The following is a 19,519-nucleotide window of genomic DNA, read 5'->3' on the forward strand; positions in this document are numbered from 1 at the left end:
GCAAACTAGTTGCAATAGCCAAGATCATGTGATCGGGCGGGGCTCCCGACGAGAACGAGCGGGTCCGCCACCGCAGTACCGGTGGCGGACCCGTGGGTCGTACGTGGTGGGCTACCGGCTCAGAAGACGAGGGCCTTCTTGCCGCCGACCACCGGCAGGCGCAGCTCACTGTGCTTGGGTGCGACCCGCAACTCGGTGCCGCCCAGCGGCAGCAGGGTGTACGCCTGGTCGGTGGAGAAGACCACCACACCGATGCGGTGACCCGCCGGGAAGACGTAGTCCTTCGGCTCCAGGGTCCACGTGAAGTCGTACAGCTTGCCCTGCTTCAGCGGCTCGCTGCGCGAGGCGCTCTTGCGGTTCTGCGGGTCCATCCATCCCCGGGTCACCACGGTCGGTGCGGCGGTCGAGCCCTCCGGGCCGTAGTTGACCAGGTACGCGGTCAGGTTGGCGTTCGGCTTGTTCTCGATCGCCATCCGCAGCCGCATCTCGGCCCGCCCGGAGATCCGTACCTCCTCGGTCAGCGCCGGGGTGCGGTAGACCAGCCGGTTGGGGTTGGCCACGTCCGGGGCGGCGACCAGCGAGTTCGGCGTCAGGGTGCGGCCGTTGTCGACGAAGCTCTGCTCGGTGGTGGCGTCCTTGGGCCGCTTGCCGGCGGTCAGGGTGCCCGGGCCGGTCGGGTCGGTGGCGCCGAGCTGGAGCTTCACCTCCCGGGTGGCCGGGTCCGGCCAGTTGGCGTACGTGGCGTTGACCCGGTTCTCACGCTGCACCACCGCGGTGGGCTCGTTCATGATGCCGTTGGGCACGTTCCACAGCCAGAAGTCGAACCAGCGGTTCTCGGTCTGCTTGTAGGTCCAGGTCTGACCGTCCGGCAGGGTAACCGCGGCGGTGTTGCCGGGGGAGCTGTGCCCACCCTGGTGCAGCCAGATCTTGCGCGGCACCTTGTGCTCGGCCAGCTCGTCCCACCAGCCGGCGAACTGCTCGGTGCGCACGTTCCAGTCGTTGAGGCCGTGCACCACGAAGACGCTGGCCTTGACCTTCTTGGCGTCGAGGTAGTCCCGGTCGGCCCAGAACTTCGAGTAGTCGCCGGTGACCCGGTCCTGCTCCTCGGTCAGCTGCGCCATCTCGTCGGCGCAGTGGCCCTCGGAGCGGGCCCGGCCGGCGGTGTACTTGGCCAGGATGTCGGCGTCCTCGCCCTGGTAGCCGCCGGGGGCGACGACCAGGCCGTTGGCCCGGTAGTAGTCGTACCAGCTGCTGATCGCCGCGACCGGGACGATGGTCTTGAGACCCTTGACCCCGGTGGTGGCGACCTGGTTGGGCAGGGTGCCGTTGTAGGAGGCGCCGGTCATGCCGACCGCACCGGTGCTCCAGTCGGCCTTGGCCGGCGCGCCGGCGGCGTCGTAGCCCTCGGCCCGGCCGTTGAGCCAGTCGATGACCGCCTTGGTGCCGAGGGTCTCGGCCTGGTCACCGCTGGTCGGGCAGCCGTCCGAGTCGCCGGTGCCGACGCTCTGGCCGAGCACCACCGCGTACCCGCGCGGCACGTAGTAGTCGTCCAGCTGGCCGGGCAGGTTGGGCTTGGTCACCGCGCCCTGGTCCTCGACGTCGGCGGACAGCGAGGCGGACCGACGGGTCAGGCCGTTCTGCGGCAGGTCGTCGACCAGCACGCTGTGGTAGGGCACGCTGCCCCAGGTGCCCTTGCGGTACGGGCTGTGCTCGAAGATGACCGGCACCTTGAAGCCTTCGGTGGCGGTCTCCCGGGGACGGGAGATGTCGATCGCCACCCGGTCACGACGGCCGTCGCTGTCGGTGTCCAGCGGGGTCTCGACGTACACCCGCTCGACGATCGCGTCGGCGAAGGAGAAGACCGGCTGGGTCATGCCGTCGGCTACCACGATGCCGGGGGTGGCGGCGGGCGCGGGTTTCGCGGAGACCGGGCTGGCGCTGAGCACCAGGGCACCGGTCACACCCACGCCCACCAGGGCTAGATGGGGGGTTCGACGCACGTAAATTCCCTTCACTCGGCTGTTGGCCGAAGTCAACAAGGGGGTTGGGGGTTGATGATCCACATGCTAGACCTGGTCACCGGGCCGGCGGCACCCCCACTCACCCCAACTGACGTGCGAAAGTCTGAATGGGAGGCCGATGCCGTCTATTCGGTCCACCCTGGTGGGTCAGGCGGCCGCCGCCTGACCCACCGACCTGGACCCTCGCAGGGTCCCCGCCAGGGCGCCCAGCACCTCCACGGTGGAGCCGAGGGCGAAGACGAAACGGTCCGGTCGCAGCAGCACCGCCTCGCAGCGGTGCCGCCGCAGCCAGGGGATGATCACGCTGTCGAGGTCGATGACATGTACCCGCTCATCGGCGGGCTCTGCCCCGGGTGACGCCGGGCCGGCGGCGTCGCCGGGGTGCACCACGATCGCGCGGACCGGCGGACGAGCCGGTCCGCCGGCCGGTACAGAGGTGCCCAGCACCGCGAAACCGGCACCCAGCACCTCGTCCAGCAGGACCGGGACCCCCGACCCGAGCAGGGCCACCCGCGGCTGCGGGAACATCGTGCCCACCGCCCCGTAACGCCGCCCACCGGCGAACAACCCCTGGTCGTACGCCGGAAGGGGCTTGAACTCGAAACGTCGCACGAACCGGCGGACCCGGGGCAGGGTCTGCGCGGCCCGTAGCGCGGTGTCCCGCAGCCAGGCCGCGCGACGGTCGCGGGCCAGGAACACCCGCCCCAGCCGGACACTGGTGGCGGCCATCGCGGCGGTGTGTGGACGTCGCTCGGTCTCGTAGCTGTCCAACAGGGCCGGGTCCGCCTCCCCGTCCAGCACCAGGGCGAGTTTCCAGGTCAGGTTCGCCGCGTCACGCAGCCCGCTGCACAGCCCCTGACCGAGGAAGGGGGGCATCTGATGAGCGGCGTCGCCCAGCAGGAACACCCGACGCTCCCGCCACCGGCGGGCGATGAGCTGGTGGAAGGTGTAGATCACCGCCCGGGTGACGGTGAACCGGGCCGGATCGACATACGGCTCGACCAGGGCGGCGATCCGATCCGGTCGGGTCATCTCGGCCTCGGTCTCGCCCGGCCGGAGCATGAACTCGGCCCGGTAGCTACCCCGGGCACCGGGGGAGACGAAGGCCGGGCGCCGCCAGTCGCAGACGAAGGTGGTGTGCGCCCGGCGGATCCCCTCCGGCGGCACCTCACCGGAGACGGCCAGCCACGGTTCGGCGTAACTGGCCCCGGCCAGGGGGATGTGCACGGCCGCCCGGGTGGTGCTGCGGGCACCGTCGCAGCCCAGCACGTACCGGGCCCGCACCGGGTACGACTGGTCGGTGTGCACGTCGCGCAGCACCAGGTGCACCCGCTGGTCGTCCTGGTATAGGCTGACCAGTTCGGTGCCCAGCCGCAGTTCCACCTGGTCGTAGCGGTCCAGCCCGGCACGCAGTACCCCCTCCAGCCGAGGCTGGTCGAAGAAGTTCAGCGGGGCGTGGCCGAAGCCGAAGTCGACCTGGGAGAAGTCGATGGTGGCGAAGGTACGGCCGGCGGCGTTGAGATAGTCGGCCCGGGTCGGCTGGTGCAGGTCGGCACCGATGGAGTCCAGCAGGCCGACCTGCTGGTAGATCCGCAGCGCCTCGTCGTCGCAGGAGAAGGCCCGGGGCTGACCGTGCGGTGTCGTGCTGCGCTCCACCACCAGGGTGCTGACCCCGCGCAGACCGAGCAGGTTGGCGGTCAACGCCCCGACCGGGCCGCATCCGACCACCACGACGTCGACCTCTGCGGCTGCTGGCTGAGCGGGCTTCATGACTGTTCCTCCCACGGGACCGCCCGACGCTCCGGGCGTGGATCTGACCGGGTCAGCACAGCAACCGGGGGTGGAAGGCCCGTGGAGATGATGTGGAGGTGGTCAGGGACCGGCCGTGGAGAAACCGTTGAGCGGCGGTGGGAAGCGGGCGAGCAGCAGGCCGGCGCCCTGCGCCGCGGCGAGCCGGGCGCCGGTGGCCAGCGCGGCCGGATCCTCGCGGGCCAGACCGCGTACCCGGTGCAGTTCGGCGGCGAACACGGTCTCACCGAGCCGGTCGGCCACGGCCAGGCCCTCCCGCGCCAGCTCCGCCGCAGTGTCGCGGTCACCGGCGGCCAGGTACGCCTCCGCCATCCCGCCGTAGGTGACCGTGCGGGTGGCGCGCAGCCCGGGACGGTAGATGCCCTCCGCGGCGGCCCGCATAGCGGCCAGCCGCTCGGGGGCGCCGTCGCGGGCGGCGGCCCACTCCAGGAAGAACTCACCGGTGGCCACGAAGTGCGGCATACCGTGGGCCGCGCCGATCTCCCGGCATCGGTCGGCGGCGGCCCGCACGGTCGGCACCTCCCGCTCCTGAAGCCCCATCCAGGCGGCGAACAAGGCGGCGTTGGCCCGGCCGTACAGGTCGTCCGTCCGCTCGGCTAGCAGCTCGGCGTCGCGGATGTCCCGGCGGGCGGCCACCGGGTCACCGCGCAGGGACCGGACCAGGGCCCGGAAGTTGTGGGCGGCAAGCACCGGCAGCCGACCCACCTGCCGGCCGAGCTGCCGGGTGTCGACCCCCCGAAGCCGGTCGATAGCGGCGGTGAGCCGATCCTCGGCCACCTCCAGCCGCCCGGTGAAGTAGCCGACCACACCGAGCAGGTACTCACCGGCCGCGACCGTCAGCTCCGTACCGTCGCCCTCGGCCAGCCGCTCGGCCAGCTCGGCGGCACCGGCGTAGTCGGCCTGGTTGGCGGCCAGCTCACCCAGCGCCCACAGGGCCGGCCGCACATCGGTCTGCGGGTCGACCAGGGCCAGCAGGTCACGAGCCCGGGCACAGACCTGGTCGACGGCGTCGGCACCCACACCCACCGTCATCTGGAGCAGGGCGGCCCGGTGCAGTTGCACCTCGAGTTCGGTGCGGGCCGCCGCCGGGGAGGCGGCGACCCGGGCCAGCCGCTGCGCCGCCCGGTCCAGATGACCCAGGGCGTCCTCGTAGGCGAACCGGCGGGTGGCGTCGTCGGCCGCGGCCAGGGTCCACCGCAGATGCTCCTCCTCGTGACCGAGACCGACCGCCCGCCCGTAGTGGTGTGCCAGCTCGGCCGGGCCGACGACCCCGCAGCGCTCGTACGCCTGCGCCAACCGGGCGTGCAGGGTGGCCCGCCGGGGCGGGGCCAACTGCCCGTAGGCGACCTCGGCGAACAGGGGGTGCCGGAACCACACCGCGCCGGGCTCGGCCTCGGCCACCAACTCGGCGGTGTAGGCCGCGCTCAGCGCCTCGGCGATCTCCTCGGCCGGCATCCCGAGGACCTCGGCCATCGTGGTGGCATCCAGATCGCGCCCGGCCACCCCCAGCAGGGCCAGGCAGTCGCGGGCCGGGGCGGGCAGCCTGCCCAGGCGCAGTCGGACGGTGTCCCGGATGCTCGGTGGCAGGTCCGTGCCGGCCGGGTCGGCCCGCAGCAGTTCGGTGATGAAGAAGGGGTTGCCGCCGGTCCGGTTGACCAGCCGCGCCAGCACCGGCTCGGCCGGTGCGGCCCCGGTGCGCTGCCGCACCAGGTCGGCCACCGCCTCCGCCGCCAGCCCGGTCAGCCGCAGTTGGTCGAATCCCGGTCCGCGGGCCAGTTCCGCCACCGTGGCCACCAGCGCCGGGTCATGGTCGTACGGCCGCAGGGTGGCCAGGACCAGCGCGCGGGCACCGGCCAGGGCCGGGACGAGGAACCGCAGCAGCAGCAGGGAATCCGGGTCGGCGGCGTGCAGGTCGTCCAGCACCACGAGCAGCCCGGCCGGCTCGGCCGCCGCGCGGACCAGTTCCGCCACCGCCTCGTACGCCTGGAACCGGGCCGCCGGATCGGGGGACACCTGGCCGGTCGGATCGTGGGCCGGCCCGACGGCGAACCCCTCCAGGCCGGGTACCGATCCGCTGGTCCCGACCTGCGGCATGGCCACCAGGGCCCGCACCACCTGCCGCCACAGCCAGAACGGCGGCGCCTGCCCGAGATCGGGACAGCGCCCCCACACCACCGCCACCCCCTCGGCCTGGGCCAGGGCGGTGACCCTGGTGGCCAGGCTGGTCTTGCCGATGCCCGGCTCGCCGACCAGCACGGCGGTGCGGCCGTGCTCGCGGGTAGCCGCGGTCAACGCCGCCACCAGCCGGGTCAGCTCCGCGCCCCGACCCACCAGCGGCCCCGCAGGGTCACCGGGGGCCCTCGGCCCGAGGTGGGTGTCGGGGGTCCTGGGCGCGAGGTGGGCCCCGGGGGTCTCCGGCAGGTGGTGTGCGCCGGAGGTCCTCGGCAGGTGGTGGGCGTCGGGGGTGTCCGAGGCGGACAGCACGGCAGTCTGATCGCCGGTGCCGGTGCCGGTGCCGGTGCGGGGGAGGACCGGTGGGCCGGCGGCCGGCTCGACCGCCTGGTCCAGGATCGCGGCGTGCAGCTCACGTAGCTGCACCCCCGGATCGATGCCGTACTCCTCGGCCAGGATCCGACGCCCCTCGTCGTAGGCGGCCAGCGCCTCGGTCTGCCGCCCGGCCCGGTACAGCGCCAGCATCAACTGGGCGCGGGCGGCTTCGCGTACCGGGTGGTCGGCCACGAACTGGCGCAGCTCGGCGAGGACGGCGCCGTGCCGACCGGCGGCGACGGCCGCGGTGAACCGGCCCTCCTCGGCGATGAGCCGCAGCTCGGTCAGCCGCGCCGCCTCGGGACGCACCACGGTCAGCTCGGCGGCCCCGGTCATCGGCTCGCCCCGCCACAGCCGCAGGGCGTCGAGGTAGTCGCGTTCGGCGACCGCGGGTGCCCCGGCGCTCAGCCGGTCGGCCGCCCGGTCCACCAGTCGTCGGAACCGGACGGCGTCGATGTCGTCCGGGTCCACCCGCAGCTGGTAGCCCTTCGGCTGGCTACACAGGACCCGGGCCGCCTCGCCGGGGGAGCGGTGCGGCTCCACCGCCCGCCGCAGTCCGGCTACGTGGGTGCGTAGGGTGATCTCGGCACTGGGCGGGGGCCGGCCGTCCCACAGGGCGTCGACCAGCCAGTCGGTGGCGACGAACCGGTTCGGCCGAAGCAGCAGCAGCACCAGCAACGCCCGCTGTTTCGGCCCACCGAGCGGCACCACCTGCCCGTCCCGGACCACCTCCGGCGGCCCCAGCACCCGGAACTGCACCCCACCACCATCTTCGGCCCGACCTGGCCCGGCCGAGTATGCCAGGCGATGATCCGCCGGACCTGTCATCGCTCAACCGGTGTCCTGATCGGAATCCGACAGTCGTCGCGCTGGCGGAGGATCAGCCCATGCTCTTGGCGCCGTCGATGGCCTCGCGGATGATGTCGGCGTGACCGGCGTGCTGGGCGGTCTCGGCGATGAGGTGCAGCAGCACCCGACGGGCGGACCAGCGGGCCCCGGGGGTGAACCACGGCGCATCGGGCAGCGGCTGGCTGAAATCCAGATCCGGCAGGGTGCGGATCAGGTCGTCGGTCTGCTTGGCGGCCTCGTCGTAGGTCGCGAGCACGCCGGCCAGGGTCTCGCCCGGCGACATCTGGAACATCTTCGCGTACTGCTCGAGACTGGCCGGGTCACCGGCGTCAGGCAACGCGGTCGGCCCGGCCTGGATGAAGTTCACCCAGTTCCGCTCGGTGCCGGCGACATGCTTGATCAGCCCGCCCAGGCACAACTCGCTGACGGTGCTGCGCAGGCCGATCTGCTCGTCGGTCAGGTCACGCGTGGTGTTCCGCAGGAAGAACCGGTGCAGTTGCAGGGTCTCCAGCAGGTCGGCGCGCTCGGCGGACAGGGTGGGCTCGGCCATCACAGGCCCCTCTCGTCGGTGTCAGCCGCACGCTATCGGCCACCCCCGACACCTTCACCGGTCCCGACGAGCGCGACCGGTGCGGCACGGAGGGTCAGCTGCCCGCCAGTGCCTCGCGCATCCGGTTGATCTCGACGTTCTGCTCCACGATCACGCTGCTGGCCAGCTCGTTGACGAGGCGATCGGAGCCGAGCACGAGCACCTCCTCGGCCATCTTGATCGCGCCCTCGTGATGCTCGGTCATCATGGTCACGAACATCCGGTCGAACTCCGCCCCGCGAGCGGCGGTCAGACGGTTCAGCGCCTCCGCCGTCTGCATGCCGGACATGGTGTGGCGGTGGTCGCCGCCGGAGTTGCGGTTCAGACCGCGTTCGGCCAGCCAGGTCTCCATGTACTTGATCTCGGGTTCCTGGGCCGCCAGCATCCGTTCCGCCATGCGCTCGAGCTTCTCGTTCTCGGCCCGTTCGGCGACCAGTCGGGCCATCACCAGGGCCTGCTCGTGGTGCGGGATCATCATCGTCATGAATCGGACGTCGGCGTTGTTGTGCGGGTCCCGGGGCAGGGCCGACACCTCGTTCGCCGGCGCCGTCCGGGCCGCCTCACCGGGACGGCCGGGCATCAACACCGGTGCGGTGGAGTCCGGCAGGACGGGGGACTCGGTCGACTGCGAGGGGCTGGCGGTCGCCGCCGGCTCCGACCTGTCGTCCGGCAGCAGGAACAGCACCGCCGCCCCGACGACGGCCACCGCCAGTACCGCCAGTTCGATGAGGACGACCGCCCGCGACTGGCGGAGAACCTTGCCTATCCGTACGCCTTGCACGACTTGCCTCCCGCGGTGGACCTAGCCTGGCCGGGATCGTAACGCGACCTGCGGATATGACAGCAGGGGTTGGTGGCGAGAAAAAGGCGTCATTAGTCGTTCCTGCGGTTGTTCGTGCTCCCGGTGTTGCCTAATCGTGATCATGGTGTCCGGTCTACTGTGGCCCAAATCACAAAAATTCTCGGTGCCGCAGGTTATCGTCCCGCTACCCCCAATTTCACCCACGACGAAGGGTGTAACTACATGTCACAACCGACTGCGCGAGGGAAGCGGAGGGCCGTCCTCGGCCTCGCCGCCACTGGCGCCCTCCTCCTCAGCACGGTCGCGGCGGCGCCGGCAAGCGCCGCCGCGAACGTGATCCCGGGCGTTGACGAGATCGTCAGCAGCGCCAACCTCACCCAGATCGCCAACGTGCCGAAGTTCGGCGGCCTCGCCGCCGAGTCCTCGTACAACAGCGACCTGGCCTTCCAGGGCGACCACGTGTTCGCCGGCAACTACAACGGGTTCAACGTCTACGACGTCAGCAACCCGGCTTCGCCGCAGGTGGTCAGCCAGGTCATCTGCCCCGGCGGCCAGGGTGACCCGTCGGTCTTCGGTGACCTGCTGTTCTTCGCGGTCGACTCGGCCCGCAGCGACGACTCGTGCAACAGCGGTGCCGGCTCGGTGGCCAACCCGGACCACTGGGAAGGTGTGCGGATCTTCGACGTCAGCGACAAGGCGAACCCGCGGTACATCAAGTCGGTCCGCACCGACTGCGGTTCGCACACGCTGACGCTGGTCCCCGGCAAGGACAAGGTCGTCGGCAAGGGCAAGAAGGCCAAGACGGTCAAGGCGACGGACCTCTACGTCTACGTCCAGTCGTACAGCCCGTCGGCGACCGCGGCCTACTGCAAGACGCCGCACGACAAGATCTCGATCATCAAGGTTCCGCTGGCGAACCCGACCAGCGCCTCCGTGGTGTCCACTCCGGTGCTCTTCCCGGACGGCGGCGGCGCCCGCACCAGCGGTTGCCACGACATCACCGCCTACCCGGAGCTGGACCTCGCGGCCGGCGCCTGCATGGGTGACGGTGTGCTGATGGACATCTCCGACCGGGAGAACCCGGTGGTGCTGAGCCAGGTCCAGGACACGAACTTCGCGTTCTGGCACTCGGCCACCTTCAACAACGCCGGCACCAAGGTGATGTTCACCGACGAGCTCGGCGGCGGCAGCGGCGCGATCTGCACCTCGGCCTACCGGACCAACCAGGGCGCGAACGCGTTCTACGACATCGTCGGCTCCGGCGCCGACCGTCGCCTGGTCTTCGCGAGCTACTTCAAGATCCCGCGGGAGAACAGCAACACCGAGAACTGCGTGGCCCACAACGGCTCGCTGATCCCGGTGATGGGCCGCGACGTCATGGTCCAGGCCTGGTACCAGGGCGGCATCTCGGTGATCGACTTCACCGACTCCGCCAACCCGGTCGAGCTCGCCTACTGGGAGCGGGGCCCGCTGTCGGACACCACTCGCATCCTGGGTGGCTCCTGGTCGGCGTACTGGCACAACGGCTACATCTACTCGAACGACATCCAGAAGGGCTTCGACGTCCTCAAGTTGGACGACCCGCGTACCAACAACGCGCGGGCGATCGCCTTCGAGGAGCTCAACGTCCAGACCCAGCCCAGCTACCCGGCCTGCACCAAGGTGCTGACCGGTAAGCAGAAGAAGGGCAAGCTGGAGGTCAAGTCCGGCATCACCTGCATGGACGGGGCGAGCGTGAACGGCTCGATCAAGGTCAAGGAAGGCGCTGGCCTGATCATCTTCAACTCGACGGTGAACGGTTCCATCGACGCGAAGAAGGCCTCGGTGGTGTCGATCGTGGAGAGCACCGTCAAGGGCAAGGTCAAGACCGAGGACATGGACCACAAGCACTGCCACGTCCACAAGAGCAAGGTCACCGGCGGCGTGCACAAGCGCTGATCCGGTAGCTGTCAACAGCACCACAAGCTCCGGCCCGGCGGTCTCCCCGCCGGGCCGGAGCCCTTGGTGGTCCGGGTCAGTCCCGACACAGGGGTACGTCCGGCTCCACGACTGTGCGGTTGATGATGTCCTTGCTGATCAGGGTCGCCTCCTTCGGGATCGGCACCCCCAGCACGATCTCGATCGCCTTGGCCAGGGGTTGGGAGACGTTCAGGCCCTCACCGGCCCGGGCGGTCACCACCAGGGTGGTACCCCGACACTTCACCGCCGGCCCGGCCAGGGGCAGACCCACCCGCCCGGCCGCCGAACCGTTGGTCAACCCCAGGGAGGCCACCACGCCGACGAAGGGGCCCGCGCCGGCCACCGGCAGGCCGAGCATCAGACCGAAGCGGAACTCCGCGGCCACCACGATCGCCTCGACACCCACCGACACCCCGCGCAGGGACTGCATGATGCTCTCCTGCACGGAGAAGGTCGGGGTCAGCACCGAGCCCCCCTCGTACCCGATCGGGCCGGTCAGTCCCCACCGGCCGGTACCCGAGATGTTGCCGTTCTTGGCGGTGAAGGCCGTCTGGACCAGGAACTTGAAGGTCTGCTTGAGGGTGGCCGGGAAGCCACCGATGATGATCGGCTGGCTCAGCTCGATCGGCAGCTCGATCCGCGCCTTCTTGTTGTCGCTCAACCCGCCCTGGGCCCCGGCCGCGATCGTGATGGCCAGGCCCTGCACCCCGTCGATGCGGAACCGGGGGTGGGGGATCACCCCGTTGGTCACCTTCACCTTGCCGGACAGCCGCAGGTTGTCGAGCAGCAACTGGATGTCGAAGTCGACCTTGAGGCCGGAGGCCGCCGTACTGTGCTGAGCGGTCAGGCCCACCTTGGTCCGGCCCGCGTACGCGGTGACCCCCCACCCGCCGATCTTCCGTTCCATGCTGTGGGCCGCACCCGCCCCGCCCGGGGCCCGCGCCGGCCCGAGGACGATCGGGGGTACGGCCAGGTGCAGGTCGGACAGTCCGGCGGGGTCCGCGCCCAGGCCGCTAGCGCCGCTCCCTGAGCCGAGTGCGCTCCCGCCTGGGCCGATGGTGTTCCCGCCCAGGCCGATGGCGTTGCCGCCCAGGCCGATGGCGTTGCCGGTCAGGCCGGTGGCCTGCGCCGGGTCGGGCAGCACGGGGGTGGCCGGTGCCTCCTGCTCGACCACCTCACCGAGCAGGTCGGGTAGCGCACTGAACTGCTGCGTGGTCAGATCCAGCGGTTGGTCGATGGTGAGGTCCGCGTCCCGGATCACCTCGGTCAACTGCACCGGAGCCAGGGTGACCGCCCGGTCCCCGCCGGACTTCTGGACCCGTACCACCCGGCCGACCGCCTGACTGGTGGCAAACATGATCTTGCCGGGCTCCAGGTCCTCCGCTCCCGGCGCGTCCCCGTCGATGACATAGGTGAACCCGTCGTCGCTGACCGAGCGGATGACCTTGCCACCGCCCTCGACGAGCACCACGTCCGGCTGGTAGACCACGGAGTCGTCCGGCTTCGGGGCGTACCCGTACCGGTCGTCGGCCGCCCCGCCGCCACCCGGCAGCTTGACCCCGCTGCATCCGGCGGTCAGCACGACGGCACAGATCAGGGCCAGTGCACCGGCCGATCCACGACGGATGACGGCCGCGTCGACCCGGCCGGCGAACGGATTGCTCAGCATCTTGTGACGCTATGCCGGAGCAGGCCCGCGCCGAATCCGGTGTTTCCCTACGAATCACAGCTGACGCTTGTGTGGCCCTCTCCCGGTCGAGGCGTCGACTGTCGATATGTTTGGCCCCGCCGGGCCGGGGCATGTCTGCCCCCGAGAGGGCAACGTCCCAGGTCGCGGGAGGAAGCGATGCCAGCAGGATCGAGTCCCAAGCGGGAACGGCAGTACGAACACATCAAGGCCAGCGCCAAGAAGCGCGGGGTGGGGGAGCGCCGCGCCGAGGAGATCGCCGCGCGTACGGTCAACAAGGAACGGGCCCGCGCCGGCGAGTCGCGTACCGTCAGCCGATCGTCGCTCGACGACGTCTCCTCCGGCCACCGGGGCGGCAAGCGGTCGCACCGCGGGGCGCAGGGGCGCACCAGAGAACAGCTCTACAACGAGGCCCGCCAACGCGGCATCCGAGGCCGCTCCCAGATGTCGAAGGCCCAGCTGGAGAAGGCCCTGTCGGCTCGGTGAGGCCCGCCGCCATGACGCCGAAACGGCGGGGTGGGCAGCGGCGGGAAACCGCCGTTTCGGCGTAACGGAGTCGATCAGCCCGCGACCGGCGTCGGGATGTCCGACCCGCCCACTAGCCTGGGCGGTATGCAGCAGGCAGTGTCCGGTGGCGGCCCCCATGGCTGACGCCGAGGACGTACGGCGACTGGCGCTGGCGTTGCCCCAGGTGGTGGAGATCGAGAGCAAGGGCTTCGACTTCCGGGTGGCCGACAAGGGCTTCGTCTGGTCGTATCCCGAGCGTCGACCCGGCAAGCCCCGCGTCATCCGCACCGACATCGCCGTGCTGTACGTCGGCGACGAGGCCGAGAAGCAGGCGCTGCTGCTGGGGGAACCGGACAAGTTCTTCACCACCGGCGGCTACGAGGGGTTACCCCTGGTCATGCTGCGACTGGCGCGGGTGGACGCCGACCGCCTCGCCGAACTGGTCACGGACGCCTGGCGGATGCGCGCCCCGGAATCCCTCCTAGCCGAGATCGAGGAGCGCACCGGCTGACCCACGCCTCCGTCCAGACCAGGCCACCGCCTGCCCCGTTGAGGCTGCCGCCTGCGCCCTGACGTTGCTCCCGCTCAGTCGCGGTGCCCGCGCCGTTGAACCTGGCCTCGGGGGTGTCCGGGCAGCCGCCCACCGGACCCGCATTTTGGATCTTGGTGGTTCGGCTGTGGCATGGTGACGGAATGGAACCGCAGGTGGCAGCCGGACAGGCCCGACCCGAGACCGTTCGGCCCGGCCTGCGGTTGCTGCGGGACTACCACCGGCCGACCCTCGCCCGGATGCGGGCGCTGCTGCGCAGCATGACGACCTCGTTCGTGGTGCTCAGCGCGACATTCTGGCTGTTGCCCGGGGTGAACACCACCGGCCTGGTGGGCCTGCTGTGGCTGGTCGGTCTGGTCACCGCGGTCGGCGCGGTGCTACGACCCCTGCTGCTGGCGCTGGCCACCGCCCTCGGTGGACTGGGTGCCCTGGGCATCGGGGTGGGGGTGCAGGCCGTCGTGATGTACGTGGCGCTGCGGCTGGCCCCGGAGGCCCAGGTGGCCGGGTTCCCGGTGGCCTTCGCCGCCGCCTGGCTGGCGGTGGCGCTCGCCGCGCTGGTGAACTGGCTGGCCGACGCCGGCACGGACGACTCGTTCGTCAGTGAGATGCTGCGGTTGATGGGTCGGGTCCGCCGAAGCGCGGACGGCCGCCCGCACTGGCGACGGTGGCGCCGGCGTACGGTCGCGACCACCGGAACCACCGAGGTGGCCGAACCGGCCGAGGGGTTGTTGATCATCCAGCTCGACGGGGTGGCCACCCCGGTGGTGCAGTGGGCGGTGCGCGCGGGCAACCTGCCCACCATCGGCCGCTGGCTGCGTTCGGGCAGTCACCGGATGACCCGCTGGCACACCGGGCTGCCGGCCACCACCCCGGCCGCCCAGGCCGGCCTGCTGTACGGCGAGGTCAACCAGGTGCCGGCCTACCGCTGGTACGAGAAGGCCGATGCCGAGGGTGCACCGGGTCGGCTCGTGGTCACCAGCCGTCCCCGGGACGCGGCCGAGGTCGAGCGGCGGGTCTCCACCGGTCGGGGTCTGCTGCGCGACGGCGGGGTCAGCATCAGCACCGCCTTCTCCGGTGACGCTCCCACCAGCCTGTTCACCATCAGCCGCGCCGGGCTGCCGGGGCGCTCCACCCCGGGCTATGCGGCCTTCATGACCAGCCCGTACGGCTTCGCCCGGGCCTTGGTGCTCGGTGCCGGTCAGGTGTTGCGGGATGTGCACGGGGCCCGACGGCGGCGGGTGCGGGGGGTGCAGCCCAGAGCCGACCGGCGGGGGGCCTATCTGGCCCTGCGGCCCCTGGCCAATCTGCTCAACGACCTCAACGTGGCGCTCATCGCCGAGCAGATGGCCCGCGGTGCCCCCGTGGTCTTCTGCGACTTCGTCGACTACGACGAGGTGGCCCACCATGCCGGGCCGGCCCGGCCGGAGGCGATGGCGGCCCTGGAGGCGCTGGACCACACTCTCGGCATCCTGCAACGACTGGCCGCCGACGGGTCCCGGCGCTACCACGTCGTGGTGCTCAGTGACCACGGGCAGAGTCAGGGTGCCACCTTCCGCCAGCGCTACGGCGAGTCGCTGACCCAGTTGGTCCGGCGACTGAACTCCACCCAGGCGGTCCTGCCGGAGCCCACCGACGAGGAGCAGGCGGGACGCCCCGAGACGTGGGAGCGGGTAGACCGGCTGCTGACCGAGGTGACCGGCCGCAGCGGGATGACCGCCACGGCGACCCGGGTGGCGGTCCGGTCGGCGGCCGAACGCACCGAGCCGATGCGGGCGGCCGAACGCACCGAGCCGGTGCCGGCGGCAGGGCGCACCGAACCCGTGCCGGCGGTGGAGGATTCCGAGCCGGAGACCGTGGTGGTGGCCTCCGGCAACCTGGCGATGATCTACCTGGCCCGTCATCCGGGGCGGCTGACCCGCGACCGGGTCGACACCCTGGCCCCCGGGCTGATCGACGGCCTGGCCGCACACCCCGGCATCGGGCTGGTCGTGGTCGACTCGGCCGCCGGTCCGTTGGCCATCGGGGCGCGGGGGGTGCACCGGCTGCGCGACGGCCAGGTCGAGGGGGAGGACCCGCTGGCACCGTACGGGCCGCGAGCCCGCCAGGACCTGCTGCGCCACCAGCGGATGGCGCACGTCGGTGACCTGGTGGTGATCAGCGCCGTGGAGCCCGGTCTGGAGGAGGTGCCGGCCTTCGAGGAACTGGTCGGCAGCCACGGTGGGCTGGGCGGATGGCAGAACGAGGCGCTGCTCATCCATCCCGCCGACTGGCCGCAGGAGGGTGACCTGGTCGGGCCGGAGGCGGTGCACCACCAACTGCTGCGGTGGCTGCACCACCTGGACCTGCGCGCTCCGGACCCGGCCGAGCCGTCGGAGGAACTGGCCACCCCGGGTTCCGCCGACCGGGTGCACCGGCCGAGGCGGGTGCCGGCTACGGCGTCGCCGGTGGCTGCACCGGCACCGGCCGACGCCGTCCCCACCAGCCCAGTACCTGGCTGACCAGCAGCACGAGCACGATCGCGGCGATCACGCTCTGCCAGGGTTCCGGGAAGACGGCCCGGCCCAGCACCCCGATGGCGGCGTACAGGGCCGACCACAGCAGACTGGCCGGCAGGTTGAGCACGGCGAAACGACGCCAGGTCACTCCGGAGACCGCCGCGGCCAGCAGCACCGGCAACCTGCCGCCGGGGATCAGCCGGGACACCAGGAACAGTGATACCCCGGCCTCGCGTACCCGGGCGGAGACCCGGTCCAGTCGCTGCGGGCCGCGCAGCCAGCGCAGCCGCCGGGCGATGCGCTCCCCGCCCCAGCGAAGGGCCAGGTAGACCGCCAGGTCACCGAGGTAGGCCCCGATCGCCCCGGCCAGCACCACGAGCAGCACGATCAGCGGATCCTGGTACGCGGCCAGGGCGGCGGCACCGCTGACCGCCGCGCCGGTCGGCACCACCGGGACGACGGCCCCGAACAGCACCACCACTGCCAGCCAGGCCAGCGCGCCGAGGGTGGCGGTCATCGCTGCGGCACGGTGACGGACTGACCCGGGTGCAGCACCCGCACCCGGGTGCCGGGGGCGATGGTCGAGGTGTGCCGGGCGAAGTCCTCCCCGGGATCGAAGAACCGGTCCGGACGGATCCGTTCACACCCGACGGGCCAGAAGGTGCCGTAGTGGATGGGCACCGCCCAGGCCGCGGCGGCCCGGCGTACCGCCTCGGCCGCGCCCTGCGGGTCCAGGTGGCCGGGCCCGAGGGTGGGACCCCAGCCGCCGACCGGAATCAACGCCAGGTCGACCGGACCCAGGTCGGCCATCTGGTCGTGCAGGCCGGTGTCCCCGGCGAACCAGGTGCGGGTCCCGCCCTCGACCAGGTAGCCGATGGCGGGTGCCTGCTGCCGGGACCAGGGGCCCCGGCCGGCGGGGTGGACCGCCGGTACGGCGTGGACGGTGACCGGGCCGATGGTGGTCTGCCGGCCGGGGGCCAGTTCGATGCAGTCGCCCGCGGCCGGGCCCAGCCTGCGGCGGACCAGGGGTGCGGCGCCGGCCGGCACCACCAGCGGGGTCCGGGTGGGCAGCCGGCGTAGCGAGGCGAAGTCCAGGTGGTCGGCGTGCAGGTGCGACACGAGTACGGCGTCCGGGGTCCCGGACAGTCGGGGGGTGGGGCCGCGTCTGCGCCGCAGGTGGGCCAGCCGATCCCGCAGCAGGGGGTCGGTGAGCAGCCGCACGCCGGAATCCTCCAGCCACACCGTGCTGTGCCCGTGCCAGGTCAGATGGGCCACACCGACACCCGTACCGCCGCCATGCCTGCCACCGTATCCGCCCGGGTGACCGGCGCCCTCACCCGCCACCCACCGGGGACCGCGGGCCAGCCTTGCAGGAATCGATGAACTTCTTGTTGTGTGATCGCTCACATGTTAGCGTCACAAGCGGCTAGTGGGAGCCGAGAAACACTTGATGTTGGCGCTAACATCTACCAACTCCGATGGCCTTGGCGGTTCCCGGCCACCGCGGTCCCGTCCCGGACCGGCCAGGTGAACCCGAAGCCCACCACCACCCTCAGGAGCCCATGGTGAAACCCGTACCCTCGCTGCTGCCCGGCGCCAGAGGTCGGCGTCGGCTCGCCTGGCTGGCCGTACCCCTACTGCTGGTGACCTTCTTCGCCGCCCCGGCGAAGGCGGACAACCCCATCGTCCAGCACGTCTACACCGCCGACCCGGCACCCCTGGTGCACAACGGTCGGCTCTACGTCTACACCGGCCGCGACGAGGACGCCTCGACCTACTTCACCATGCGGGAGTGGCGGGTCTTCTCCACCACGGACATGTCGAACTGGACCGACCACGGGGTGCCGATGAGCCTGAGCACCTTCGCCTGGGCGGACGCGAACGCCTGGGCCGGGCACGTCATCGAACGCAACGGCCAGTTCTACTGGTACGTGCCGGTGCGGCAACGGTCGAACGGGCAGATGGTCATCGGGGTGGGGGTGTCGAACTCACCCACCGGGCCGTTCCGGGACGCCCTGGGCCGCCCGCTCACCGGCAACGGGGAGATCGACCCGCACGCCTTCATCGACGACAACGGGCAGGCCTACCTCTACTGGGGCAACCCGAACCTGTGGTACGTCCGGCTCAACCAGGACATGATCTCCTTCTCCGGCAGCCCGACCCAGATCCCCCTGACCACGGCCGGGTTCGGCACCCGCACCGGCAACTCCAGCCGCCCCACCCTGTACGAGGAGGGTCCCTGGGTCTACAAGCGCAACGGGATCTACTACAACGTCTTCGCGGCGGAGTGTTGCAGCGAGTTCATCGCCTACTCCACCGCACCCGGCCCCACCGGACCCTGGACCTACCGGGGGACGGTGATGCCCCGGCAGGGTGCCAGCTTCACCAACCACCCGGGGATCATCGACTACGCCGGAAATTCGTACTTCTTCTACCACAACGGTGCCCTGCCCGGCGGCAGCGGCTACACCCGCTCGGTGGCGGTGGAACGCTTCACCTACAACGCCGACGGGTCGATCCCGCTGATGAACATGACCACCGGTGGTGCGCCGCAGATCGGCACCCTGAACCCGTACGTCACCCAGGAGGCCGAGACCATCAACTGGGGCAACGGCATCGAGACCGAGGCCTCCAGCGAGGGCGGGGTGAACGTCGGCTGGATCGAGAACGGCGACTGGATCCGGGTCCGGGGTGTCGCCTTCGGCACCGGGGCCTCCTCCTTCACCGCCCGGGTGGCCTCCGGGTCCAGCGGCGGCAACATCGAACTGCGCCTGGACAGCGCCACCGGCCCCCTGGTCGGCACCTGCGCGGTCCCCGGCACCGGCGGCTGGCAGACCTGGACCAACACCTCGTGCGCCGTCAGCGGCGTCACCGGCACCCGCGACCTCTACCTGCGGTTCACCGGCGGCAGCGGCTACCTGTTGAACATCAACAACTGGCGGTTCACCGGCGGCTCGGCCACCGGCGGGAACCTGCTGACCAACGGCACCATGGAGAACGGCACGACCGGCTGGTCGGTGTTCGGCAGCGGCACCCTCTCCTCGGCCACCACGGTGTTCCGCAGCGGATCACGGTCCCTGCTGCACAGCGGGCGCACCGGCTCCTGGAACGGCCCCAGCCAGGAGGTGACCTCGGCGCTGACCAACGGGCGGACGTACACCACGACCGTCTGGGTGCGTTCGCAGAGCGGCACCCCCTCGGTCCGGCCCACCCTGGCGCTGACCGCCAACGGCACCACGAACTATGTGCAGCTGACCCCGGCGGCGACGGTCAACGCCAACGGCTGGACCCAGCTCACCGGTACGGCCACCGTGTCGTGGAGCGGCACCCTGACCCAGGCCCGCTTCTACGTCGAGACGGCCTCCGGCACCGACGGCCTCTACCTGGACGACGTCTCCTTCCAGTGACCCACAGGCACCACACCATCACCGGCCCGGATCAGCCCGGCCGGTGGTGGTGGGCGGCCTGTCGCGTACCGGCCCACAACTCCTCGTCGGTCATCACCAGGTAGACCAGCGGGCAGTCCTGCGGCCCGGTCACGTCCAGTTGGCACAGGGTGCACGGCTGCCCGGGGCGCAGCGGACATCTGGCATCGGGTTTCCGGCCCGTCATGCGCTCATGATGTCCACAGCGCAGACCCGGGACCAGGGCATTCGGTCCCTGTTCGGAGGGCGGAATGGCGGTGCGGGCCCCGGCGTGGTCGC

13 protein-coding genes and 1 pseudogene are annotated in these 19,519 nt (G+C 71.4%); 5 read left to right on the forward strand and 9 right to left on the reverse strand.

What is annotated here, in order from left to right:
• Positions 1-119: 119 nt before the first annotated feature.
• The 5 genes from ABZ795_RS00495 to ABZ795_RS00515 all read right to left on the reverse strand — a co-directional run bounded on the left by ABZ795_RS00495 (position 120) and on the right by ABZ795_RS00515 (position 8,596).
• A complete protein-coding gene (locus tag ABZ795_RS00495; protein WP_357527632.1) occupies positions 120-2,000 on the reverse strand; it encodes a Xaa-Pro dipeptidyl-peptidase in 1,881 nt (626 codons plus the stop codon).
• 168 nt (positions 2,001-2,168) lie between these two features.
• Positions 2,169-3,791 (reverse strand): bifunctional 3-(3-hydroxy-phenyl)propionate/3-hydroxycinnamic acid hydroxylase, encoded by a 1,623-nt coding sequence (locus ABZ795_RS00500; RefSeq protein ID WP_357527634.1) that lies wholly within the window; start codon positions 3,789-3,791, stop codon positions 2,169-2,171.
• Between the two features lie 102 nt (positions 3,792-3,893).
• Positions 3,894-7,136: a BTAD domain-containing putative transcriptional regulator gene (locus ABZ795_RS00505; RefSeq protein ID WP_357527636.1), complete on the reverse strand. Its 3,243-nt coding sequence runs from the start codon at positions 7,134-7,136 to the stop codon at positions 3,894-3,896.
• 121 nt (positions 7,137-7,257) lie between these two features.
• On the reverse strand, positions 7,258-7,776 hold the full coding sequence (locus ABZ795_RS00510) for a DinB family protein (protein ID WP_357527638.1): 519 nt from the start codon (positions 7,774-7,776) through the stop codon (positions 7,258-7,260).
• A 94-nt stretch (positions 7,777-7,870) separates the two neighbouring features.
• The gene (locus ABZ795_RS00515) at positions 7,871-8,596 is read right to left on the reverse strand and encodes a DUF305 domain-containing protein (RefSeq protein WP_357527640.1); all 726 of its coding nucleotides are present in this window, start codon (positions 8,594-8,596) and stop codon (positions 7,871-7,873) included.
• Between the two features lie 243 nt (positions 8,597-8,839).
• On the opposite strand from ABZ795_RS00515, the pseudogene ABZ795_RS00520 reads away from it, so the two are divergent.
• Positions 8,840-10,255: pseudogene (locus ABZ795_RS00520) on the forward strand (hypothetical protein); the annotation flags it as partial.
• Between the two features lie 376 nt (positions 10,256-10,631).
• Here the strand turns inward: ABZ795_RS00520 and ABZ795_RS00525 are convergent.
• Positions 10,632-12,245, reverse strand: coding sequence for a hypothetical protein (locus ABZ795_RS00525; RefSeq protein WP_357527641.1), 1,614 nt, complete (start codon positions 12,243-12,245; stop codon positions 10,632-10,634).
• A gap of 177 nt (positions 12,246-12,422) precedes the next feature.
• Here ABZ795_RS00525 and ABZ795_RS00530 point away from each other — a divergent pair, with 177 nt between their 5' ends.
• The 3 genes from ABZ795_RS00530 to ABZ795_RS00540 all read left to right on the forward strand — a co-directional run bounded on the left by ABZ795_RS00530 (position 12,423) and on the right by ABZ795_RS00540 (position 15,818).
• Positions 12,423-12,749 carry a plasmid stabilization protein gene (locus ABZ795_RS00530; RefSeq protein WP_327026263.1) on the forward strand — a complete coding sequence of 109 codons (327 nt, stop codon included), beginning with the start codon at positions 12,423-12,425 and terminating at the stop codon, positions 12,747-12,749.
• A gap of 157 nt (positions 12,750-12,906) precedes the next feature.
• Positions 12,907-13,281 carry an MmcQ/YjbR family DNA-binding protein gene (locus ABZ795_RS00535; protein WP_327026262.1) on the forward strand — a complete coding sequence of 125 codons (375 nt, stop codon included), beginning with the start codon at positions 12,907-12,909 and terminating at the stop codon, positions 13,279-13,281.
• A gap of 182 nt (positions 13,282-13,463) precedes the next feature.
• A complete protein-coding gene (locus ABZ795_RS00540) occupies positions 13,464-15,818 on the forward strand; it encodes an alkaline phosphatase family protein (RefSeq protein ID WP_357527644.1) in 2,355 nt (784 codons plus the stop codon).
• Here the strand turns inward: ABZ795_RS00540 and ABZ795_RS00545 are convergent.
• Positions 15,751-16,332 (reverse strand): VTT domain-containing protein, encoded by a 582-nt coding sequence (locus ABZ795_RS00545; RefSeq protein ID WP_357527646.1) that lies wholly within the window; start codon positions 16,330-16,332, stop codon positions 15,751-15,753. The two genes, ABZ795_RS00540 and ABZ795_RS00545, sit on opposite strands and share 68 nt — an antisense overlap.
• Complete coding sequence (locus tag ABZ795_RS00550; protein ID WP_327026259.1) at positions 16,329-17,090, reverse strand: MBL fold metallo-hydrolase; 762 nt, start codon at positions 17,088-17,090, stop codon at positions 16,329-16,331. Before ABZ795_RS00550 ends, ABZ795_RS00545 begins: the two co-directional genes overlap by 4 nt.
• Before the next feature lie 368 nt (positions 17,091-17,458).
• Between ABZ795_RS00550 and ABZ795_RS00555 the strand changes: the two genes are divergently transcribed.
• Entirely contained in the window at positions 17,459-19,222 is a 1,764-nt protein-coding gene (locus ABZ795_RS00555) for a family 43 glycosylhydrolase (RefSeq protein ID WP_357528295.1), read from the forward strand.
• Positions 19,223-19,253: 31 nt separating this feature from the next.
• Here the strand turns inward: ABZ795_RS00555 and ABZ795_RS00560 are convergent, their stop codons facing one another.
• Positions 19,254-19,427, reverse strand: coding sequence for a DUF6767 domain-containing protein (locus ABZ795_RS00560; RefSeq protein ID WP_357527648.1), 174 nt, complete (start codon positions 19,425-19,427; stop codon positions 19,254-19,256).
• Positions 19,428-19,519: the final 92 nt, after the last annotated feature.

It is taken from the genome of Micromonospora sp. NPDC047134, assembly GCF_040643455.1.
Taxonomy (GTDB): Bacteria; Actinomycetota; Actinomycetes; order Mycobacteriales; family Micromonosporaceae; genus Micromonospora.

Excerpts from the sequence above, each read along its gene's own strand:
- ABZ795_RS00500 (WP_357527634.1), bottom strand. The coding sequence starts at position 3,791 with ATGAAGCCCGCTCAGCCAGCAGCCGCAGAGGTCGACGTCGTGGTGGTC.
- ABZ795_RS00525 (WP_357527641.1), bottom strand. The coding sequence starts at position 12,245 with ATGCTGAGCAATCCGTTCGCCGGCCGGGTCGACGCGGCCGTCATCCGT.
- ABZ795_RS00530 (WP_327026263.1), top strand. The coding sequence starts at position 12,423 with ATGCCAGCAGGATCGAGTCCCAAGCGGGAACGGCAGTACGAACACATC.
- ABZ795_RS00540 (WP_357527644.1), top strand. The coding sequence starts at position 13,464 with ATGGAACCGCAGGTGGCAGCCGGACAGGCCCGACCCGAGACCGTTCGG.
- ABZ795_RS00510 (WP_357527638.1), bottom strand. The coding sequence starts at position 7,776 with ATGGCCGAGCCCACCCTGTCCGCCGAGCGCGCCGACCTGCTGGAGACC.
- ABZ795_RS00545 (WP_357527646.1), bottom strand. The coding sequence starts at position 16,332 with ATGACCGCCACCCTCGGCGCGCTGGCCTGGCTGGCAGTGGTGGTGCTG.
- ABZ795_RS00560 (WP_357527648.1), bottom strand. The coding sequence starts at position 19,427 with ATGACGGGCCGGAAACCCGATGCCAGATGTCCGCTGCGCCCCGGGCAG.
- ABZ795_RS00535 (WP_327026262.1), top strand. The coding sequence starts at position 12,907 with ATGGCTGACGCCGAGGACGTACGGCGACTGGCGCTGGCGTTGCCCCAG.